Origin of the sequence: Enterobacter sp. JMULE2, assembly GCF_013337145.1 — a bacterium.
In the GTDB taxonomy this organism is placed as follows: Bacteria; Pseudomonadota; Gammaproteobacteria; order Enterobacterales; family Enterobacteriaceae; genus Enterobacter; species Enterobacter mori.
The window spans coordinates 272288-288289 of record NZ_SGWD01000017.1; the positions used below are offsets into that span (position 1 = coordinate 272288).

Below are 16002 nucleotides of genomic sequence, written 5' to 3' on the forward strand. Positions count from 1 at the left end.
GCGAGGGGGAAAAGATGGCTCGGTGCAGTTCCCTCTCCCCTTTGGGGAGAGGGTTAGGGTGAGGGGTAAGGGTTACTCTACCAGCATCTTCACCACAACCTTACGCACCTGCGCCGGCGCTCCCACGGCGCACAGCGGCTTGTGCACTTCGCCCGGCCAGAACACCACAAAATCCCCTTCGCTCAGCACCACGGTTTTCTCCTGCTCGCCTTCCGGCAGGAACGCGATGTCTTTGTCCGCCAGCCAGTCGGTGTCCGGCGTGCCGTGCGGCAGGGTGCTGAAAGTCATCCCTTCCTGGCCTTTCATAATTATCTGGATGTCCAGATAGCGCGCGTGGAACTCGGCGCGGCGCTCGGCGAACGGCTGGGTCACGTCTTCCGAGACCAGATAAAACAGGCTGTTGCCGTTGATGTCGTGTTTCCCGAGCGGCGTGGCGTCGGTGACATGGGCTTTGACGTGCTCAATGGCCTGACGAAGATCGTCAGGCAGCCAGGACTGCAGATGGTGGATGTTGCCAATAATCATGTTTTAACCCTCAATATAAAACAATGTTTCATTTTTATCTCTTATACGAGAATCCCGGCTGCCATACCAGCCCTTTTTGGAAGAGGTTTGCGCGAGCGCATGTTTATCGGGAATGGTGTTAATTTGCTGTTAACCCTGCCCAGGCATTTATGCAGGGGTTATGCATAACCTCGATCCGTGCTTATCGCACGGCTGTTATAACCTCTTGATCATGCTCTCTAATTAACAAAACCCGTTACCGCCTCACACTTTACTGTTTTGATAATTTGCTCTAAAAAACCATAATTATTTATTGATTTTTCTTAAGTCAAAAATAGTTAATTACGTTAATTGCATAGCCATTCTTATGCATAATATTTATTATTTAAAATCAGCAACATAACAAGATGTTTCAAAAGATTAAAATCTACAAAATAATAACAACCTCAAATAATGCCACCGGATCCTGCTTAGCTATTCACCCCTCAATAATATGAAATTAATCATTATCTGATGCGAATCATGCAAATGAAAACAAACCCCTTAATATCCGGTTTCGCGTGAGCAATATCACATTACGGATTATTTAACTGCCTAGTATGAATCACGAAATCAATTGAGCTTAGCCGCCATGCAATTAAATAAATCACATGGCGCATGCCCTTTTTATTCTGAAAAACAGTTAAAGGAATAATTATGGAAAAGCATTACGTCGGTTCTGAAATTGGTCAATTGCGTAGCGTTATGCTGCACCGCCCAAATTTAAGTCTTAAACGTTTAACCCCGTCAAACTGTCAGGAGCTGCTATTTGACGACGTGCTCTCGGTTGAACGGGCGGGTGAGGAGCATGACATTTTCGCAAACACGCTGCGCGAGCAGGGTGTGGAAGTCCTGCTGTTGACCGACCTTCTGACACAAACCCTTGATATTGCAGAGGCGAAGGCCTGGCTGCTGGATACGCAAATCTCCGACTACCGCCTCGGCCCCACCTTTGCCGGCGACGTCCGCGGCTGGCTGGCGGATATGCCGCACCGCGAACTGGCGCGCAGATTAAGCGGCGGATTAACCTACGGTGAAATTCCGGCAGCCATTAAAAATATGGTGGTCGATACCCACACGGCGAATGATTTTATTATGAAGCCGCTGCCGAACCATTTATTTACCCGCGATACCTCGTGCTGGATTTATAACGGCGTCTCTATTAACCCGATGGCGAAAACGGCCCGTCAGCGTGAAACCAATAACCTGCGGGCAATATATCGCTGGCACCCGGCGTTTGCCGACGGCGATTTTATTAAGTATTTCGGCAACGAGAATATTAATTACGACCACGCCACCTTAGAAGGCGGCGACGTATTAGTGATTGGCCGCGGCGCGGTCCTGATCGGCATGTCCGAACGCACGACGCCGCAGGGCGTGGAGTTTCTCGCCAACAGCCTGTTCAAACACCGCCAGGCAGAGCGCGTGATCGCCGTTGAATTGCCAAAACACCGCTCCTGCATGCACCTCGACACCGTCATGACCCACATCGACGTGGACACCTTCTCCGTCTACCCGGAAGTGGTGCGCAAAGACGCCCAGTGCTGGACGCTCACCCCGGACGGACGCGGCGGCCTGCTGCGCACCCAGGAAACCGACCTGCTGCACGCCATCGAGAAGGCGCTCGGCATTAGCCAGGTGCGCCTGATCACCACCGGCGGCGACGCCTTTGAGGCCGAGCGCGAGCAGTGGAACGACGCCAACAACGTGCTGACCATCCGCCCGGGCGTAGTGATCGGCTACGAGCGCAACGTCTGGACCAACGAGAAGTACGACAAAGCGGGCATCACCGTACTGCCCATCCCTGGCGACGAACTCGGACGCGGCCGCGGCGGCGCGCGCTGCATGAGCTGCCCGCTGGAACGCGACGGAATTTAAAGGAGCCATCATGGAACGAAAACCCACTCTGGTTGTGGCGCTTGGCGGCAACGCGCTGCTCAAGCGCGGCGAGCCGCTGGAAGCGGAGATCCAGCGCCAGAACATCGAGCAGGCCGCCCGCACCATCGCCGGGCTGACGGAACAGTGGCGCGTGGTGCTGGTGCACGGCAACGGGCCGCAGGTCGGGCTGCTGGCGCTGCAGAACAGCGCTTATGACAAAGTGACGCCCTACCCGCTGGACGTTCTCGGTGCCGAAAGCCAGGGGATGATCGGCTACATGCTCCAGCAGGCGCTGAAAAACAACCTGCCCCAGCGCGAGGTGAGCGTCCTGCTCACCCAGGTGGAAGTTGACGCCGCCGACCCGGCCTTCCGCAACCCGACCAAGTACATCGGCCCAGTGTACAGCGAAGCCCAGGCAAAAGCGCTGGCGGCGGAAAAAGGCTGGGTGTTCAAGGCCGACGGCAGCTACGTCCGCCGCGTGGTGCCCTCTCCGCAGCCGAAGCGCATCGTCGAGAGCGACGCCATCACGGCGCTGATTCAGCGCGACCACCTGGTGATCTGCAACGGCGGCGGCGGCGTGCCGGTGGTGGAAAACGCCAACGGCTATCGCGGGATTGAGGCGGTGATCGACAAAGACCTCTCCGCCGCCCTGCTGGCGCGCCAGATTGAGGCGGATGCCCTGCTGATCCTGACCGATGCCGACGCGGTGTACCTCGACTGGGGCAAACCGACCCAGCGCCCGCTGGCGCAGGTGACGCCGGAACTGCTCAGGGGCATGCAGTTCGACGCCGGATCGATGGGGCCGAAAGTGGCCGCCTGCCGCGAGTTCGTTGAAGCCTGCAACGGCATTGCCGGGATCGGCGCACTGGCCGACGGCGCGGAGATCCTGGCGGGCGAGAAAGGCACGTTGATTCGTAACTAACCCCCCTCACCCTAACCCTCTCCCGGAGGGAGAGGGAATGTAAGCCCCCCTCTCCCCGTGGGAGAGGGCCGGGGTAAGGGCATCAGACAGCACAAATTTTAAAAAGGATTTACCCATGACCATCAACCTGAAAAACCGCAACTTCCTGAAACTGCTGGACTACACCCCGGCGGAGATCCAGTACCTGATCGACCTCGCCATCGAGCTGAAGGCGGCCAAAAAAGCCGGGCGCGAGAAGCAAACCCTGGTCGGGAAAAACATCGCCCTGATCTTTGAAAAAACCTCTACCCGCACCCGCTGCGCCTTCGAAGTGGGCGCGTTTGACCAGGGCGCTCAGGTGACCTACCTCGGCCCAAGCGGATCGCAGATCGGCCATAAAGAGTCGATGAAAGACACCGCCCGCGTGCTGGGCCGCATGTATGACGGCATCGAATACCGCGGCTACGGCCAGGCCATCGTCGAAGAACTGGGCGAGTACGCGGGCGTGCCGGTGTGGAACGGCCTGACCGACGAGTTCCACCCCACCCAAATCCTCGCCGACCTGATGACCATGCTGGAGCACGCGCCGGGCAAAACCCTGCCGGAGCTGAGCTTTGCCTATCTCGGCGACGCGCGCAACAACATGGGCAACTCCCTGATGGTGGGTGCGGCCAAGATGGGGATGGATATCCGCCTCGTCGCGCCGAAATCCTTCTGGCCGGAAGCGGGGCTGGTTGAGCAGTGCCGCGCCATCGCCAAAGAGACGGGCGCGCGCATCACCCTCACCGACGACGTGGAAGAAGGCGTGCAGGGGACCGACTTCCTCTACACCGACGTGTGGGTCTCGATGGGCGAGCCGAAAGACGCCTGGGCCGAGCGGGTCAGCCTGATGAAGCCGTATCAGATTAACGCCCAGGTGATGAAGGCAACCGGCAACCCGAACGTCAAGTTCATGCACTGCCTGCCGGCGTTCCACAACGAGCACACCAAAGTGGGCCGCGAGATCGAGATGGCGTACGGGCTGAAGGGACTGGAGGTGACGGAAGAGGTCTTCGAATCACCGAACTCCATCGTCTTCGACGAAGCAGAAAACCGCATGCACACCATTAAAGCGGTCATGGTGGCGACACTCGGCGACTAATCACCGCCCGGCGCGCCGCGGGGTGCGCTGGGTTCAGGAGAACATCATGGGCAAGTTCAAGTTTCCCTCCGCTTACACCATCCTCTTTTTTCTGATTGCCGTTGTAGCCGTGCTGACGTGGGTTGTACCGGCCGGGCAGTACCATATGGCAATGAACGAGGCGCTCGGCAAAGAAGTGCCGGTTGCCGGAACCTACGCGCACGTGGCGGCGCAACCACAGGGGCTGGTTTCCGTCCTGATGGCGCCGATTGCCGGGCTGTACGATCCGGAGTCCGGCCAGGCCGGGGCCATCGACGTGGCGCTGTTTATCCTGATCATCGGGGGATTTCTCGGGATCGTCACCAAAACCGGTGCGATTGACGCCGGGATCGAGCGCGTCACCACCCGGCTTCGCGGCCGCGAGGAGTGGATGATCCCGATCCTGATGGCGCTGTTTGCCGCAGGCGGCACGATTTACGGCATGGCCGAAGAGTCGCTGCCGTTCTACACCCTGCTGGTGCCGGTAATGCTGGCCGCGCGGTTCGACCCGGTGGTCGCCGCCTCCACCGTGCTGCTTGGCGCGGGGATCGGCACGCTCGGCTCCACCATCAACCCGTTTGCCACGGTGATCGCCGCCAACGCCGCCGGGATCCCCTTCACCAACGGCATCATGTTGCGCATCGCGCTGCTGGTGATCGGCTGGATCATCTGCGTGGCGTGGGTGATGCGTTACGCCCGTAAGGTGCGTCAGGATCCGTCGCTGTCGATCGTTGCCGACAAGCAGGAAGAGAACCGCGCCCATTTCCTCGGCGACAAGGGCGAACAGTCGCTGGAATTTACCCCGGTGCGCAAAATCATTCTGGTGATTTTTGCCCTCGCCTTCGCGGTGATGATCTACGGCGTGGCGGTGCTGGGCTGGTGGATGGCGGAGATCTCGGCGGTGTTCCTCGCCAGCGCGATTATCGTCGGGCTGATCGCCCGCATGAGCGAAGAAGAGCTGACGTCGACGTTTATCAACGGCGCGCGAGATTTGCTGGGCGTCGCGCTGATTATCGGCATTGCGCGCGGTATCGTAGTCATCATGGATAAGGGCATGATTACCCACACCATTTTGCACAGCGCCGAGGGGATGGTTACCGGGTTATCGACGGTGGCGTTCATCAACGTGATGTACTGGCTGGAAGTGGTGCTGTCGTTTCTTGTGCCTTCTTCGTCCGGCCTTGCCGTTCTGACGATGCCGATCATGGCACCCCTTGCCGATTTCGCTAACGTCAACCGCGACCTGGTGGTCACGGCTTACCAGTCGGCGTCCGGCATCGTTAACCTGATCACTCCCACCTCAGCCGTCGTGATGGGCGGTCTGGCTATCGCCCGCGTGCCTTACGTGCGTTATCTGAAATGGGTGGCGCCGCTGCTGGGGATATTAACGGTGGTGATTATGGTGGCGTTAAGCCTGGGTGCCATGTTGTGATTTGCCGGATGGCTGTAGCGCGGCGAAATTTTCTAGACTGTTTAGCAGTCAATTCTGGACTGTGGGAAGCTAGAATTTTTAGCGTTTTTGGACTGTCCAGAATTGATTGTAACGTTAAATTGTGGGTAAAAAATAACCCCGGTTTAGCGCCGGGGTTTATTACTTAACTTGTCTGTGTTTGAAGGTTTAACTTCTCAGCCAATCTGTGCAAGCCATTCACACCTAAAAACTCTTCTGCCTTTTCGGCGAAATCCTGCCAGTTCTCGCCAATAAACCAGGTCAAAACCTCGCGTTCAAGCTCTGTTAGCTCCACTACAACCCCCCATTATGAAATAAGGGGATAGTTTTCTTCTAATAGCCGCACTATTCAAATAGGTGCTACAGATCAATATCTCTGCATTGATCGTTTGAGCCGATCAATTGGGAGGGGATGGCCATTCAATATCCGGGGCTTTTGACGTATCAACCCGGCTAAGCAGGACGGTGTAAACCTCCCAGCTCTCCAGCAGGGCTTTTTCCTCGTCAGTAGCAATGCCATACTTAACAGCACGTTGCAGGGGCGCAATAATCGCTTCAGCATCCCGCATTAATCGGGCTTTTAGCTTTTCAGCCTCGTCAACATAATCAGGCTCAGGCAGAGCAACGGCAGCCCATTCCATGGCTTTATTTTTGATGTTGTAGTGCGGCGTCATTCCGTGAGGCGATACCATGAAAGACTCGTACTCCTCCTCCGTTACCTCAAAGAGGTCTGGCGGCAAAGGAAGCCCATTCTCACGATAGGCAATCACCGTCTCTTCGACGTAAAAGCTGCTCTCTGAATTACTAAAGTATTTTTTCATTTTAATAACCTGAAACGATTAGTGAGAACGTGCCGTTGCAGTTGTGGGTGTTGATGGTCACCTGGTTTTTACCGACTGGTGTGCACAGATAATAGGAGTCCTGGTCTTGACCCCCGGTACCGTAAAAGCTTGCCCCAACCCCCAGAATTCCGTTAGGGAAAGATGTTGGCAGTGTTACCGTCACTGTGGCGTTATTACCGACTGCAATACTCCTGACCGCCTGCATAAACACAACGCCGTTTGCATGCGTGTAGTAGGCGTTGTTGGTCCCGGTCGTTGTCTTTCCGCCGCCGTAACGCGCATCAAAGTTGGCGTAATCGGACGGGATAATCTGCCCTACGAATGAGAATGTTGTGGTATTCCAGTAGCCGCGTTTCTGATTGTTAGCCCACAGGTCAACTGCCCCATCAACTGAACTCCGCAAACCTGAATCGCCGTCACCGATGTTCAAAATTGCAGAGCCAACCGTGCCAACCTGAAGGGGACCGTTAACTATTGCGGATTTCCCCTGGGTAGGGTTCAGGTTAACGGTACCGTCAGAGTTTAAAGTGATGCTGTTGTTTGCCCCTTTGTAATTAAGAAGCGTAACGTTAGCATTCGTGGCTGAACCTGCACCCACATACCAGTGGTTGGCATTAGCAGAGTCAGAACAAATGATATAGCTGGCATAACCCGCCGTTTTGGGCTTTAACCTGATTGCCTCACCATCAACGTTCATGGTGAGCTTATCTGTCATCGTGTCGCCAGTTTTAGAAACTGCATTTGTATCAGCAGCCGTAGGCTTGCAAGCCGTGTTGTAAAACCGATACCACGTAACACTCCTGTTGGCTGCGTTAACATTCCCGACGTAATATTCCCGGTTGCTGATTAGCGTTACCCAGTACTGGTCTGTATAAATGTTTGCTGCAAGAACACCGTAGCGGGTATTACCAGAATCATCTGGCATACCCTCTGTCGGTGTTGTTGCCCCCTTCCCGAGTGCCGCATACATTCCGCTGCACGCTATATCGAAAATACTGGCAAGGTAAGGCGCTGTTCCATTTTTAATGCCCCACCCGCCATAACCAACTGCCAGCACCCTTCCTGCTGTTGTATCTGTAGGGGATGTGACGACTGTCGCTTTTGCAGCCGTTCCTGCATCGCTAATATTGTCAATCTTGATACTGACCGCACCGTTCGCGTCGGGACTTAAGCCGTTTACGGTCTGAACCCAGCCTTTTTCCGGGGCATTAATGATGGCCCTGATGGCGGTTACAAGCTGATCCTGTTTGGCCGGGTCCGGCTGCATGGCCGCAGCCGCCAGAACGTTAATCAGCTCCTGCTGCACACTTTGGGTTGCCGCCTGGTGATTGTTCATGAACTCCGCTTCGACAATCGTCCCCTCAATACCCTGAGTCGGATCGCCGTCGTGAAAGAGCTTATCGGGTGTGTCAACCGATGGCATTAAAGGGCGCATTATGTTTCATCCTCATACGTAAAATAACAGTCCGTAAACGCGGGTTTAAGGTCTTTAAAAGTCGTTTCTAAAACAGATTCACCGAATGCCAGCAACGGCTCGCCCGCCGCTGAGGAGCCGCAACGGAAGCGGTATCGTGGCGTGCTGGCTCCCAGCACATTGACCTGCCAGACCCAGCGCATCCCCTCGACGTAAAGGCGATCCCCGCAGCGGTTTATCCCCGTCTGAAATGCGCGCGGCTCGGTGATGGTGATGGTGTAGCCAAGGCTTGCTGCAAGATTGATAAAGTACGGAATCGACAGCCCGCCGGTGGCGGCCATCCTGACCAGTACGTTCTGGCGGCGCTCCTGAATCGTCGCACCATCACGCGGGGCAAGCTCATAAATCCTCTCCCAGTCTGACAGCGTGACGGTGGCGTAAAATGGCGTGATGGAATCCAGAACGCGGCGGGCGGATGCCCGCACGGTGTCCATAACAGCTGCTTCAGCCCCCAGTTCAGCGGACAGGAACTTCGCGTTCGGGTCATAGCTGACCGGAGGCATCATCGCCCGGAACAAATCAACCGTGTTCATGCAAACTGCTCCACGTCGATGGTGCCGGGGCGAAGCCACTCCCACGTCGTCTCGTCAATCACTGCCGGAACGTTTGACTCCGGCAGCACAATCTTGCGGTCGGTAATGCCGGGGATAAGCGATATCTGCGTTTCCAGCTGGGAGATGACCAGCTCCTGCCCTGGCTCAAGCCGGTTCATGAAGTCCGTAATGGTGTCGGTGATGGCATTTTTTGCCGCAGCAAGTGAGATACCGCTGAGCCGTACCCTCACCAGAAAATCAACGGCTTTACGGGACGGAGCGACAACCAGCGTATCTTTCGCCGTAACCGGCCTGACGTCTTCGATGTGCGCCAGTACGGTATCAATCAGCGTCTGCGGCGGCAGGTCGTTGTTCGATGTGATCGCAATATCGACGGTGCCAAGACCCCGGCGCAGCGGCTCAACGTAAGCAGAGGTCACGCCGTCGACTTCCAGCGCCCAGCGCTTATAGTCGTACTTGTTTCCGCCTGCCGGAGGACGACGCAGTATTTCGAGGTAGCGGGCCAGCAGGCTGGCATCCGTCTCCGTGTCCGTACCGCCGGTCAGGGGCGAGAGGACCGCGCTGCTGTTGATGCCCTCGGGCGGACTGACCAGCATTGCCGTGACAGAGGAGGCCGTATTGCTGGCGCTTCCCGTCGATGTACTTTTAACCGGGACGGTCGCCCTGCCGTCCGCGCCTGTGGTGCAGGCGCTGGTTGTGACGACGCTGATATTGTCAATACGGATTTGCGAGCCGGACGGCAGCACCTTATCGGGCGTGCCGGTAATAGCAGCTTCTCCCGCTGCGCTAGTCGCCTTCTTGCGGTATACGTTGCGCTGGCGGCAGTGCAGCTCCAGATATTCCGGGTCGGCGGTGTCGGGGAAAATCTGGCGGACCATCCAGCCCTGATGCGCATACAGCCCGTCAGCGACACCAGCCACCGCTCGGGCGCGTACCGCGTAATCACTGTCAGAGCTGGTATCAACGCTTTCATCCGGCAGCGCGTTCTGGATATCGCGCAGCTGCTGCTCTGTGGTGTCGTCTAATGAGGGAACGGGAAACGGCATTATTTGATCCTCACCGGATGCGTGAATGTCTGCGGCGTTCCTCTGCCATCGGTCACGGTGATGAGAAGCAGAAGCCAGCCGGGCCTGTCGTCGAAGGTGTCAACGGTTATAGCCTGCGCTCTGCCATCATCCAGAAGTGGCTGGAGCGCCTGCTGCGCATACTGTTTTGCCAGCATATGAACGCGCGGCAGGTCTTTCTCCCGCTTCAGCTCATGAAGTCGTGAACCCATTTTCGTGTCAGCCCAGTAGCTGGCGAGCGGGGTTTTCAGACGCAGATAAACCGCGTTCTGAAGGGTTCGGGTCCGGCCTGTTTCATAATCGCCGGTAAGGGGGGAGAGAGTCTGGTCCATGCCGCCATAATGGCAGCATGGCAAAAAGAGAGTTGCTGAGGGAGTTCAGCGGTTAGGCTGTCGGGGCACCGGTCGGGCGACCGCCGTCACCGTTAGGGTGTTCATGTCCTTTGAGCGACACGCTACCGGCGACGACGTCGCCGTCAGTCTCATAGCGGCCGCCGGTCTGGCGGAGAGTACCCTCAAAGGTGGCCGTCGCGCCACCTTCGCCACCTTTTATAGCCATGCCGCCATTGCCGCTGATTTTGCCGGTGGCGATGACCTCCTCACTGGCCGTCAGCTGCGGGGTGGTAAAGTCTGCGCTTTGCTCTGCCTCGACGCTGTAGGTTTTACACTTCACGCGGTATTCGTCGCAGGTCGCCTCGATAATCTTACCGCGCTTCAGCACAATGCTGACGCCCTCGTCGGTGTAGAGCGCCACCTCGCCGGTTTTGAGCGCGGCGAGGCGATACGCGCCGTGCTCCGTCGCCACGATGACGCTGTGGGACGTTTTCCCGTTCACCGGAACCGCGATGGCCATCGTGCCGGGATGCGGGGTTGAGGTGAAGCCATAGTGCTGAAAGTACTCCGCCCCGTCAAGGGGCTCTCCGGCAAGGCCGGTCATCTGTACGCGCTGCACTTTGGTTGATGCATCCGCTGTGCTGATCACGGCCCGGAACGTCTGACGGATGTTCTGGAGCGCCTGCGCGATGCGCTGATTAACTTTGTGCCACATAGTCTTCGTTCCTATACTTCCACGATTGCCACGTCGTCTTTTTTGCGCTTCCCGCGACGGCGGCAGTGTTTTTTCTCGCGCGGGAACGCGTCGGGGATCCAGACGCCATCCTCTTTAAAGCGCAGCGTGGTGGTCTGGCCGTTCCTGCCGCCGCTGAGCTGACGCCCCATCAGGAAAAATATCTCGTCGAACCCGTGATGCTCGCTGACGATCCGCACGCGCTGCCCCGGCGTCCAGACGATGCCGCTGGCCGTTCTGTGTCCCCGCACCTCTGCGGTGATATCAAGCCCGGAAAGCCGCGCATCGCTCATCGCCTTTTTTGCCTGGTAGTTCAGCTGTTCAAGGTTTCCGGTATCGCCAAGGGTGATAATCTGGGGGCGGTAGTAGCTGACCGTCGGGTCTTTCGCCACCGCGCTGAGGTTATGCTTACCGGTCTGACCTGACGTATCATCGTCATCGTCATCATTGCGCAGGAAGCGGAAACTGCCGTCCTCGTTCCACCGGTCAGGGGTGACGATAGCCACGTCGTCTTTTTTGCTGTCCTCGTGGCGGGCGTGGCCCTGAGACAGCGCGGTCAGCTCGGAAAAGCAGCCGTCAACAGAGCGGGTATCGCTCAGGGATAACACGTTGTTCCCGTTGCCGTCATGGCGCAGGACCAGCGTATCAACCGGCTGTGATGTGTAATCAGGCCCGCCGACAACCAGCGTACCGTCCGGCTCGAACCACGGCCACAGACCGCGACCGGCGGCGGCTTTTTCGAGCGCATCCCACGCCCGCATGCCCGGCTCAATGGTCACTTTGTCGTTGCGTGGGGCGTCCTGTGCCTGGATGCGTATATTGCGGATACCCAGCGGGCGGACAATCCGCTCGATAACCTCATCCAGGGTTATCTGGTTAGCACTGAAGACAGGCGCGGCGCAGTCAACCAGAATGGCCGCATCATCCCGGCCACTGAGAGACAGCGACACGCTGTCGCGGGCAACGTTTCGGCTGACACGGTCGATACGCCCGCTCAGCACCGTATCATCGCCGCACATGAGGCGCACAACCGCGCCCCTGACAATATCCGTGGGGAAAGCCTTGTCGGGCAGACCCAGCATCAGCTGCCAGGCGTCGGCAGCCTTCAGAAAATCGCTGTCGATGCGGTAGCTGCTCCAGTCAGAATGCGAGCGCCCCGCAATCACCAGGCTGATTTTATCGCGATCCTGCCCGTCATCTTGAATAGGCATTGAGCACCATCCCTTTTATCAGCATGTTCGGATCCCGGATATCCGGGTTCAGGCGTTGCAGCTCCGGCGCGCGGTTGTGATCGCCGTACCACTTATGGGCCAGCAGGCGCAGGGAGCTGTCGTGTTCGAGGGTTTTGCGCGTCAGTGGCGGACGTCTGGAGAGAACCAGCAGGCCCAGCGTCTGCACATCGAGCGCCACGGTTCTGAGCAGGTCGGCCTGCGCCAGCCAGCTGATGGCACCCGGTGATGACGTCGTGGTGACCAACGGACGCTGTGGCTCGTAACGCGCGCGCAGCACGTCAAGCGAGAACTGAATGTGTATCCGTACATCACTGACCAGGCGATCAACATCGACCGGCGTCATGGCGTTGGCCTGGTCGTCATCCGTCAGCAAGGAACACGCAGCAGAGGCAAGCTCTGCCGCCGCCAGTACGCTGTAGGCTGCGCGGAGGTCCTGAACATCATCAGGCGAGGCATTGACCGGCATCGAGACCGCTGGCGTGACGCTGCCGCTGACCAGCGCGTCCGGCAGGGCGACAAGCTCCTCCATATCGGCCACAATCTCACCCCATGATGAAATGACGGTGGTCGCACTGGCGGCCTCCACCGGTGCGGGAGCAAGCCCGCGCGTGGTGGAGGACTCTGCAAGCGTCAGGGAGGGGATCGCACTGGCAACGTTTGCGGTGTGAATGGTCAGCACCTCGCTGAGTTCATAAATGAACGCGGCAGGATCGTCCGCGAGTCCGGCCAGCTGTTCAGCGGTATACAGCACGTCGCTTTTGAACGTCAGCAGCGTGTTAATCATCGTTGACTCGATGGTTTTAATCTGTTTAATCAGCGAATTAACGGTGTTTAAATACGCCGTCAGCGAATCAAAGAAATCGGCCACCTCGCGCGTCAGTTCATCCAGGCGGTCAAACAGCGCCTGTCCGAACAGCTCCGGCAGGGGCTTACTGAAAAGCGCCGTACCCAGCCGGTTCTCCAGGAAATTCATTTCAACGGTGCAGCTGTCAATATTGTCAGCTTCATGGCCGATGCTGTAGCCCGTCACAATAACGGACGGTACTGAACCGTAAATCGGATGAATAAGCTCCCCGTCACCCGGCGTGTCGAGGGCGGCTACCAGCTGCTGAAGCTGGTATTCGTAGGTATGACCCCATAAAAACGCCGTGAGCGTGAAGGGGCGCGCCTTGCGCCCCAAATCCCGCACGTCGCCCCCGTCAACGTTGGGGTATTCATAGACCGCGTGGTCGCGGCTCACCTGTTCGCGCGTTGCCAGCACGTCAAACCGTACGCCCCGGAAGGACGCGTCCTGAAGATTTTCAGCCCAGCCCATCAGCCACCTCCCGTACCACGGTTAGCATCCAGCACGTTGTGCTGGTTCACCACCTCGGCAATCGTCTGCCCGTCAATCACCAGCTGCGTGGTGAGATTGATGGGCGCGAGCGCAGGCTGTGGCGCAGACAGATACGCCGGTGCGGTCAGGTCCTGCTGCGGTGCGCCTGACGGCGTCGCCCCCGGCGTGACGGCGGGCATAACCTGAGCCGGGGCTGGCATCGCGTTGCTGATGCCATTTTTTTTCTGGTCTTCCAGATACTGCGCTATCCAGCGTTCGTTCTCACCTGAATAGCCCTCACCGAACTGATACCACGGCTGGTATTTTTTACGCGCGGCATCAATAACCGGCTGCGGATATTTTTCCCGGATGGCCTTCCATCTGGCCTTGCCGTTCATGACCTCCTCATCTTCTTCATCCGTGGTGAAGGTCGCCATCGCCGTCGCAGCACCTGCAATCCCCGTGAGCCTGCCGAGCGCGCTTAACACGCCGCCGCCTTTTGCGGCCGCGCCCGCAGCGGCACCGGCTGCCCCCGTCGCCCCCGAGGCCGCCGACGCGGCAGCACCCGCGCCACCGCTGGTCAGAAATTTGATGCCCGCAAACGCCACCGCAGCGGCGGTCATTGCCTGAATGGCCGTGGTGGCGCTTTCAGCGACGGAGGCCAGTTTCGGAAAGCGCGTTTCCAGCTCTGCCAGGCTTTCGGCAATGTTACCGACCATCACCGTTTGTTTGCTGACGCTGTCGATTTGCGCAAAATCGTGCGCGTTGCTGGCTTTGGCGAGCTTTTCTTTTGTCGAGCCAGTCATGAACTCATAGTCAATATCGCCCTCGCGCTGACCTTCCGGCAGGGTTTTCTGCTGGTTCAGTTTCTCCTCGACTTCCTTTCGGTATTCCGGGGCGTTGCGATACCCCAGAAACGCCAGCAGCGCCTGGCGGTCCGGGACGATTTTACCGACCGTGCCCCCTTCAATAATTGTCGCCATTTGTTCCAGAATCCGCTGTTTCTCAATATCCCCCTCAGCCTCGCTCAGACGCTTCTGCATGGCCTGGTACTGTGGACTGGAGGAGGCAACCTTGTCCACGATGCGGGAGAAGGCTTCAATCGGATCGATGTTACGCTCGCGGGCGGAGGCGAGGCTGCCGGGAAGGTCGATCCCCTTGCCGTTGTACTGCGTTTTTCTTGCGGTGGCGATGGTATCAGAGCTGTTCAGCTTGCCGAGAAGGTTAATCACGTTGTTGCCCGCCTCTGCGCTGTTACCGGCTGTTTTACGGGCGGCTTCGTTGAGTGACAGTAATTTGCCGAAGTCATCAATCCCGCCCATGCCGGCATTTTTGGCAGTAGCCATTTGCGACGACAAATAGACCGCCATGTCTTTAAGCTCAAACCCGCCCGCCTTACCTGCGGCAATCGCCATATTGAAGGCCACCGGGATGTCTTTATCAGTCAGACCAAAGCTATCTTTTCCCGCAACGGCAATACTGACCAGGTCAGATGGGTTAGTTTGCGTTGCTGTCGAATATTTCATGATATCAGGAAGGAGGTCGATAGCCGTCTTTTGCGCGATTGAACCGCTGGAGAGCATGGCTCCGAGCGCCTGAATAGCATCTTCCTTTGAGCCTCCGCCGTAGGTCACCGCCTTGCGGATAGCGGCGTCGAGCGTTTTTAAGCCTTTCTCACGCCCCTTCAAACCACCTTCGCTGAAGGCGGTGTTCGCCATCGATCTCAGCTCGCTGTCATAGTCCACGCTTTTCATCACCGGGCGGGACATCACCGCCCCCGCAGCGGCCACGCCACCGGCAACTGACGCCCCCTCCCGCAACAGACCGCCCGGACTGATGCTGGCCTGCTGACGTGCGGCAGCCGAACCGGCTTCACCTGCCGCCTTGCTCGCCTGCGCCAGACTGCCCATTTCGCGCTGTAGCGTCCTGACTTTCGCAATCGCTGCATCATACGCCCGCTCCTGTTCGCGGCCTGACAGCACGCCGGAACGGGTCAGGCGGCCATAGCTGGCAAGGGTGCGGTCGATTTCACGCTGGATAGTTTTTTCACTTCTGATCCCGAGCGTTTCGCGCGCGCTGGCTAAACGACGCGATTCATCGGCAGCGGCCCGCGTGCTGCGGACAGACTGCTCGGCGGATTTTTTTTGCTCTTTGCTGGCGCGCTCCGCTGCCTTTTCAGCATCGGCAGCGGCCCGCGTGCTGCGGACAGACTGCTCGGCGGATTTTTTTTGCTCTTTGCTGGCGCGCTCCGCTGCCTTTTCAGCATCGGCGGCGGTCTTAGTGGTGAGCTTGATCCCCTTAACCAGTACCGCCGTCGCCTCGTCAGTAGCGGTGAGGGTCATCCCGACTTTGAAGTTACCGGCCATGTTTTGTCTTTCCCTTTTTTTTGTTCTTACGCAATGACTTAAAGGTCTGCCTGACAGGGCCGGTATCTTTTTTCGTCGCCCGTCCGCCATTCAGACGAATGAGCGCGTCGAGGTGGCAGTCCAGCTCGGGACGGCTCATCGCCATGATGCGCTCCTCGG

Annotated in this window: 16 protein-coding genes; 4 read left to right on the top strand and 12 right to left on the bottom strand. The window is 57.8% G+C overall.

Features of this window, described 5'->3' with window-relative positions:
* Positions 1-72: 72 nt before the first annotated feature.
* Positions 73-525 carry a YhcH/YjgK/YiaL family protein gene (locus EXW94_RS23500; RefSeq protein ID WP_174341136.1) on the bottom strand — a complete coding sequence of 151 codons (453 nt, stop codon included), beginning with the start codon at positions 523-525 and terminating at the stop codon, positions 73-75.
* Between the two features lie 675 nt (positions 526-1200).
* On the opposite strand from EXW94_RS23500, the gene arcA reads away from it, so the two are divergent.
* From arcA to EXW94_RS23520, 4 genes are all read left to right on the top strand, one after another.
* Entirely contained in the window at positions 1201-2421 is a 1221-nt protein-coding gene (arcA, locus tag EXW94_RS23505) for an arginine deiminase (RefSeq protein WP_174341137.1), read from the top strand.
* Positions 2422-2431: 10 nt separating this feature from the next.
* Positions 2432-3343 (top strand): carbamate kinase, encoded by a 912-nt coding sequence (arcC, locus tag EXW94_RS23510; protein ID WP_047346185.1) that lies wholly within the window; start codon positions 2432-2434, stop codon positions 3341-3343.
* A 115-nt stretch (positions 3344-3458) separates the two neighbouring features.
* Positions 3459-4463 carry an ornithine carbamoyltransferase gene (gene argF, locus EXW94_RS23515; RefSeq protein ID WP_100165603.1) on the top strand — a complete coding sequence of 335 codons (1005 nt, stop codon included), beginning with the start codon at positions 3459-3461 and terminating at the stop codon, positions 4461-4463.
* A 46-nt stretch (positions 4464-4509) separates the two neighbouring features.
* On the top strand, positions 4510-5913 hold the full coding sequence (locus EXW94_RS23520; protein ID WP_174341138.1) for a YfcC family protein: 1404 nt from the start codon (positions 4510-4512) through the stop codon (positions 5911-5913).
* Between the two features lie 163 nt (positions 5914-6076).
* On the opposite strand, the gene EXW94_RS23525 is transcribed toward EXW94_RS23520, so the two are convergent.
* From EXW94_RS23525 to EXW94_RS23575, 11 genes are all read right to left on the bottom strand, one after another.
* Positions 6077-6226, bottom strand: a complete 150-nt coding sequence (locus EXW94_RS23525) for a hypothetical protein (RefSeq protein ID WP_174341139.1) — start codon at positions 6224-6226, stop codon at positions 6077-6079.
* Between the two features lie 103 nt (positions 6227-6329).
* On the bottom strand, positions 6330-6752 hold the full coding sequence (locus EXW94_RS23530) for a tail fiber assembly protein (RefSeq protein ID WP_174341140.1): 423 nt from the start codon (positions 6750-6752) through the stop codon (positions 6330-6332).
* A 1-nt stretch (position 6753) separates the two neighbouring features.
* Positions 6754-8208 carry a hypothetical protein gene (locus EXW94_RS23535; RefSeq protein ID WP_174341141.1) on the bottom strand — a complete coding sequence of 485 codons (1455 nt, stop codon included), beginning with the start codon at positions 8206-8208 and terminating at the stop codon, positions 6754-6756.
* Positions 8208-8780: a YmfQ family protein gene (locus EXW94_RS23540; protein ID WP_174341142.1), complete on the bottom strand. Its 573-nt coding sequence runs from the start codon at positions 8778-8780 to the stop codon at positions 8208-8210. Before EXW94_RS23540 ends, EXW94_RS23535 begins: the two co-directional genes overlap by 1 nt.
* Positions 8777-9847 carry a baseplate J/gp47 family protein gene (locus EXW94_RS23545; protein ID WP_174341143.1) on the bottom strand — a complete coding sequence of 357 codons (1071 nt, stop codon included), beginning with the start codon at positions 9845-9847 and terminating at the stop codon, positions 8777-8779. The genes EXW94_RS23540 and EXW94_RS23545 overlap by 4 nt, the downstream gene beginning before the upstream one ends.
* Positions 9847-10197, bottom strand: coding sequence for a phage GP46 family protein (locus tag EXW94_RS23550; RefSeq protein WP_174341144.1), 351 nt, complete (start codon positions 10195-10197; stop codon positions 9847-9849). Before EXW94_RS23550 ends, EXW94_RS23545 begins: the two co-directional genes overlap by 1 nt.
* A gap of 52 nt (positions 10198-10249) precedes the next feature.
* Complete coding sequence (locus tag EXW94_RS23555; RefSeq protein WP_174341145.1) at positions 10250-10912, bottom strand: phage baseplate assembly protein V; 663 nt, start codon at positions 10910-10912, stop codon at positions 10250-10252.
* Between the two features lie 11 nt (positions 10913-10923).
* Positions 10924-12141 carry a phage baseplate assembly protein gene (locus EXW94_RS23560; RefSeq protein ID WP_174341146.1) on the bottom strand — a complete coding sequence of 406 codons (1218 nt, stop codon included), beginning with the start codon at positions 12139-12141 and terminating at the stop codon, positions 10924-10926.
* Complete coding sequence (locus EXW94_RS23565) at positions 12125-13477, bottom strand: DNA circularization protein (protein ID WP_174341147.1); 1353 nt, start codon at positions 13475-13477, stop codon at positions 12125-12127. Before EXW94_RS23565 ends, EXW94_RS23560 begins: the two co-directional genes overlap by 17 nt.
* On the bottom strand, positions 13477-15843 hold the full coding sequence (locus EXW94_RS23570) for a phage tail tape measure protein (RefSeq protein ID WP_174341148.1): 2367 nt from the start codon (positions 15841-15843) through the stop codon (positions 13477-13479). The genes EXW94_RS23565 and EXW94_RS23570 overlap by 1 nt, the downstream gene beginning before the upstream one ends.
* Complete coding sequence (locus EXW94_RS23575; protein ID WP_174341149.1) at positions 15833-15988, bottom strand: hypothetical protein; 156 nt, start codon at positions 15986-15988, stop codon at positions 15833-15835. Before EXW94_RS23575 ends, EXW94_RS23570 begins: the two co-directional genes overlap by 11 nt.
* Between the last annotated feature and the right edge of the window lie 14 nt (positions 15989-16002).

Excerpts from the sequence above, each read along its gene's own strand:
- EXW94_RS23545 (WP_174341143.1), bottom strand. The coding sequence starts at position 9,847 with ATGCCGTTTCCCGTTCCCTCATTAGACGACACCACAGAGCAGCAGCTG.
- EXW94_RS23520 (WP_174341138.1), top strand. The coding sequence starts at position 4,510 with ATGGGCAAGTTCAAGTTTCCCTCCGCTTACACCATCCTCTTTTTTCTG.
- EXW94_RS23565 (WP_174341147.1), bottom strand. The coding sequence starts at position 13,477 with ATGGGCTGGGCTGAAAATCTTCAGGACGCGTCCTTCCGGGGCGTACGG.
- EXW94_RS23575 (WP_174341149.1), bottom strand. The coding sequence starts at position 15,988 with ATGGCGATGAGCCGTCCCGAGCTGGACTGCCACCTCGACGCGCTCATT.
- arcC (WP_047346185.1), top strand. The coding sequence starts at position 2,432 with ATGGAACGAAAACCCACTCTGGTTGTGGCGCTTGGCGGCAACGCGCTG.
- EXW94_RS23535 (WP_174341141.1), bottom strand. The coding sequence starts at position 8,208 with ATGCGCCCTTTAATGCCATCGGTTGACACACCCGATAAGCTCTTTCAC.
- arcA (WP_174341137.1), top strand. The coding sequence starts at position 1,201 with ATGGAAAAGCATTACGTCGGTTCTGAAATTGGTCAATTGCGTAGCGTT.
- EXW94_RS23500 (WP_174341136.1), bottom strand. The coding sequence starts at position 525 with ATGATTATTGGCAACATCCACCATCTGCAGTCCTGGCTGCCTGACGAT.
- argF (WP_100165603.1), top strand. The coding sequence starts at position 3,459 with ATGACCATCAACCTGAAAAACCGCAACTTCCTGAAACTGCTGGACTAC.
- EXW94_RS23530 (WP_174341140.1), bottom strand. The coding sequence starts at position 6,752 with ATGAAAAAATACTTTAGTAATTCAGAGAGCAGCTTTTACGTCGAAGAG.
- EXW94_RS23555 (WP_174341145.1), bottom strand. The coding sequence starts at position 10,912 with ATGTGGCACAAAGTTAATCAGCGCATCGCGCAGGCGCTCCAGAACATC.
- EXW94_RS23550 (WP_174341144.1), bottom strand. The coding sequence starts at position 10,197 with ATGGACCAGACTCTCTCCCCCCTTACCGGCGATTATGAAACAGGCCGG.
- EXW94_RS23560 (WP_174341146.1), bottom strand. The coding sequence starts at position 12,141 with ATGCCTATTCAAGATGACGGGCAGGATCGCGATAAAATCAGCCTGGTG.
- EXW94_RS23540 (WP_174341142.1), bottom strand. The coding sequence starts at position 8,780 with ATGAACACGGTTGATTTGTTCCGGGCGATGATGCCTCCGGTCAGCTAT.
- EXW94_RS23570 (WP_174341148.1), bottom strand. The coding sequence starts at position 15,843 with ATGGCCGGTAACTTCAAAGTCGGGATGACCCTCACCGCTACTGACGAG.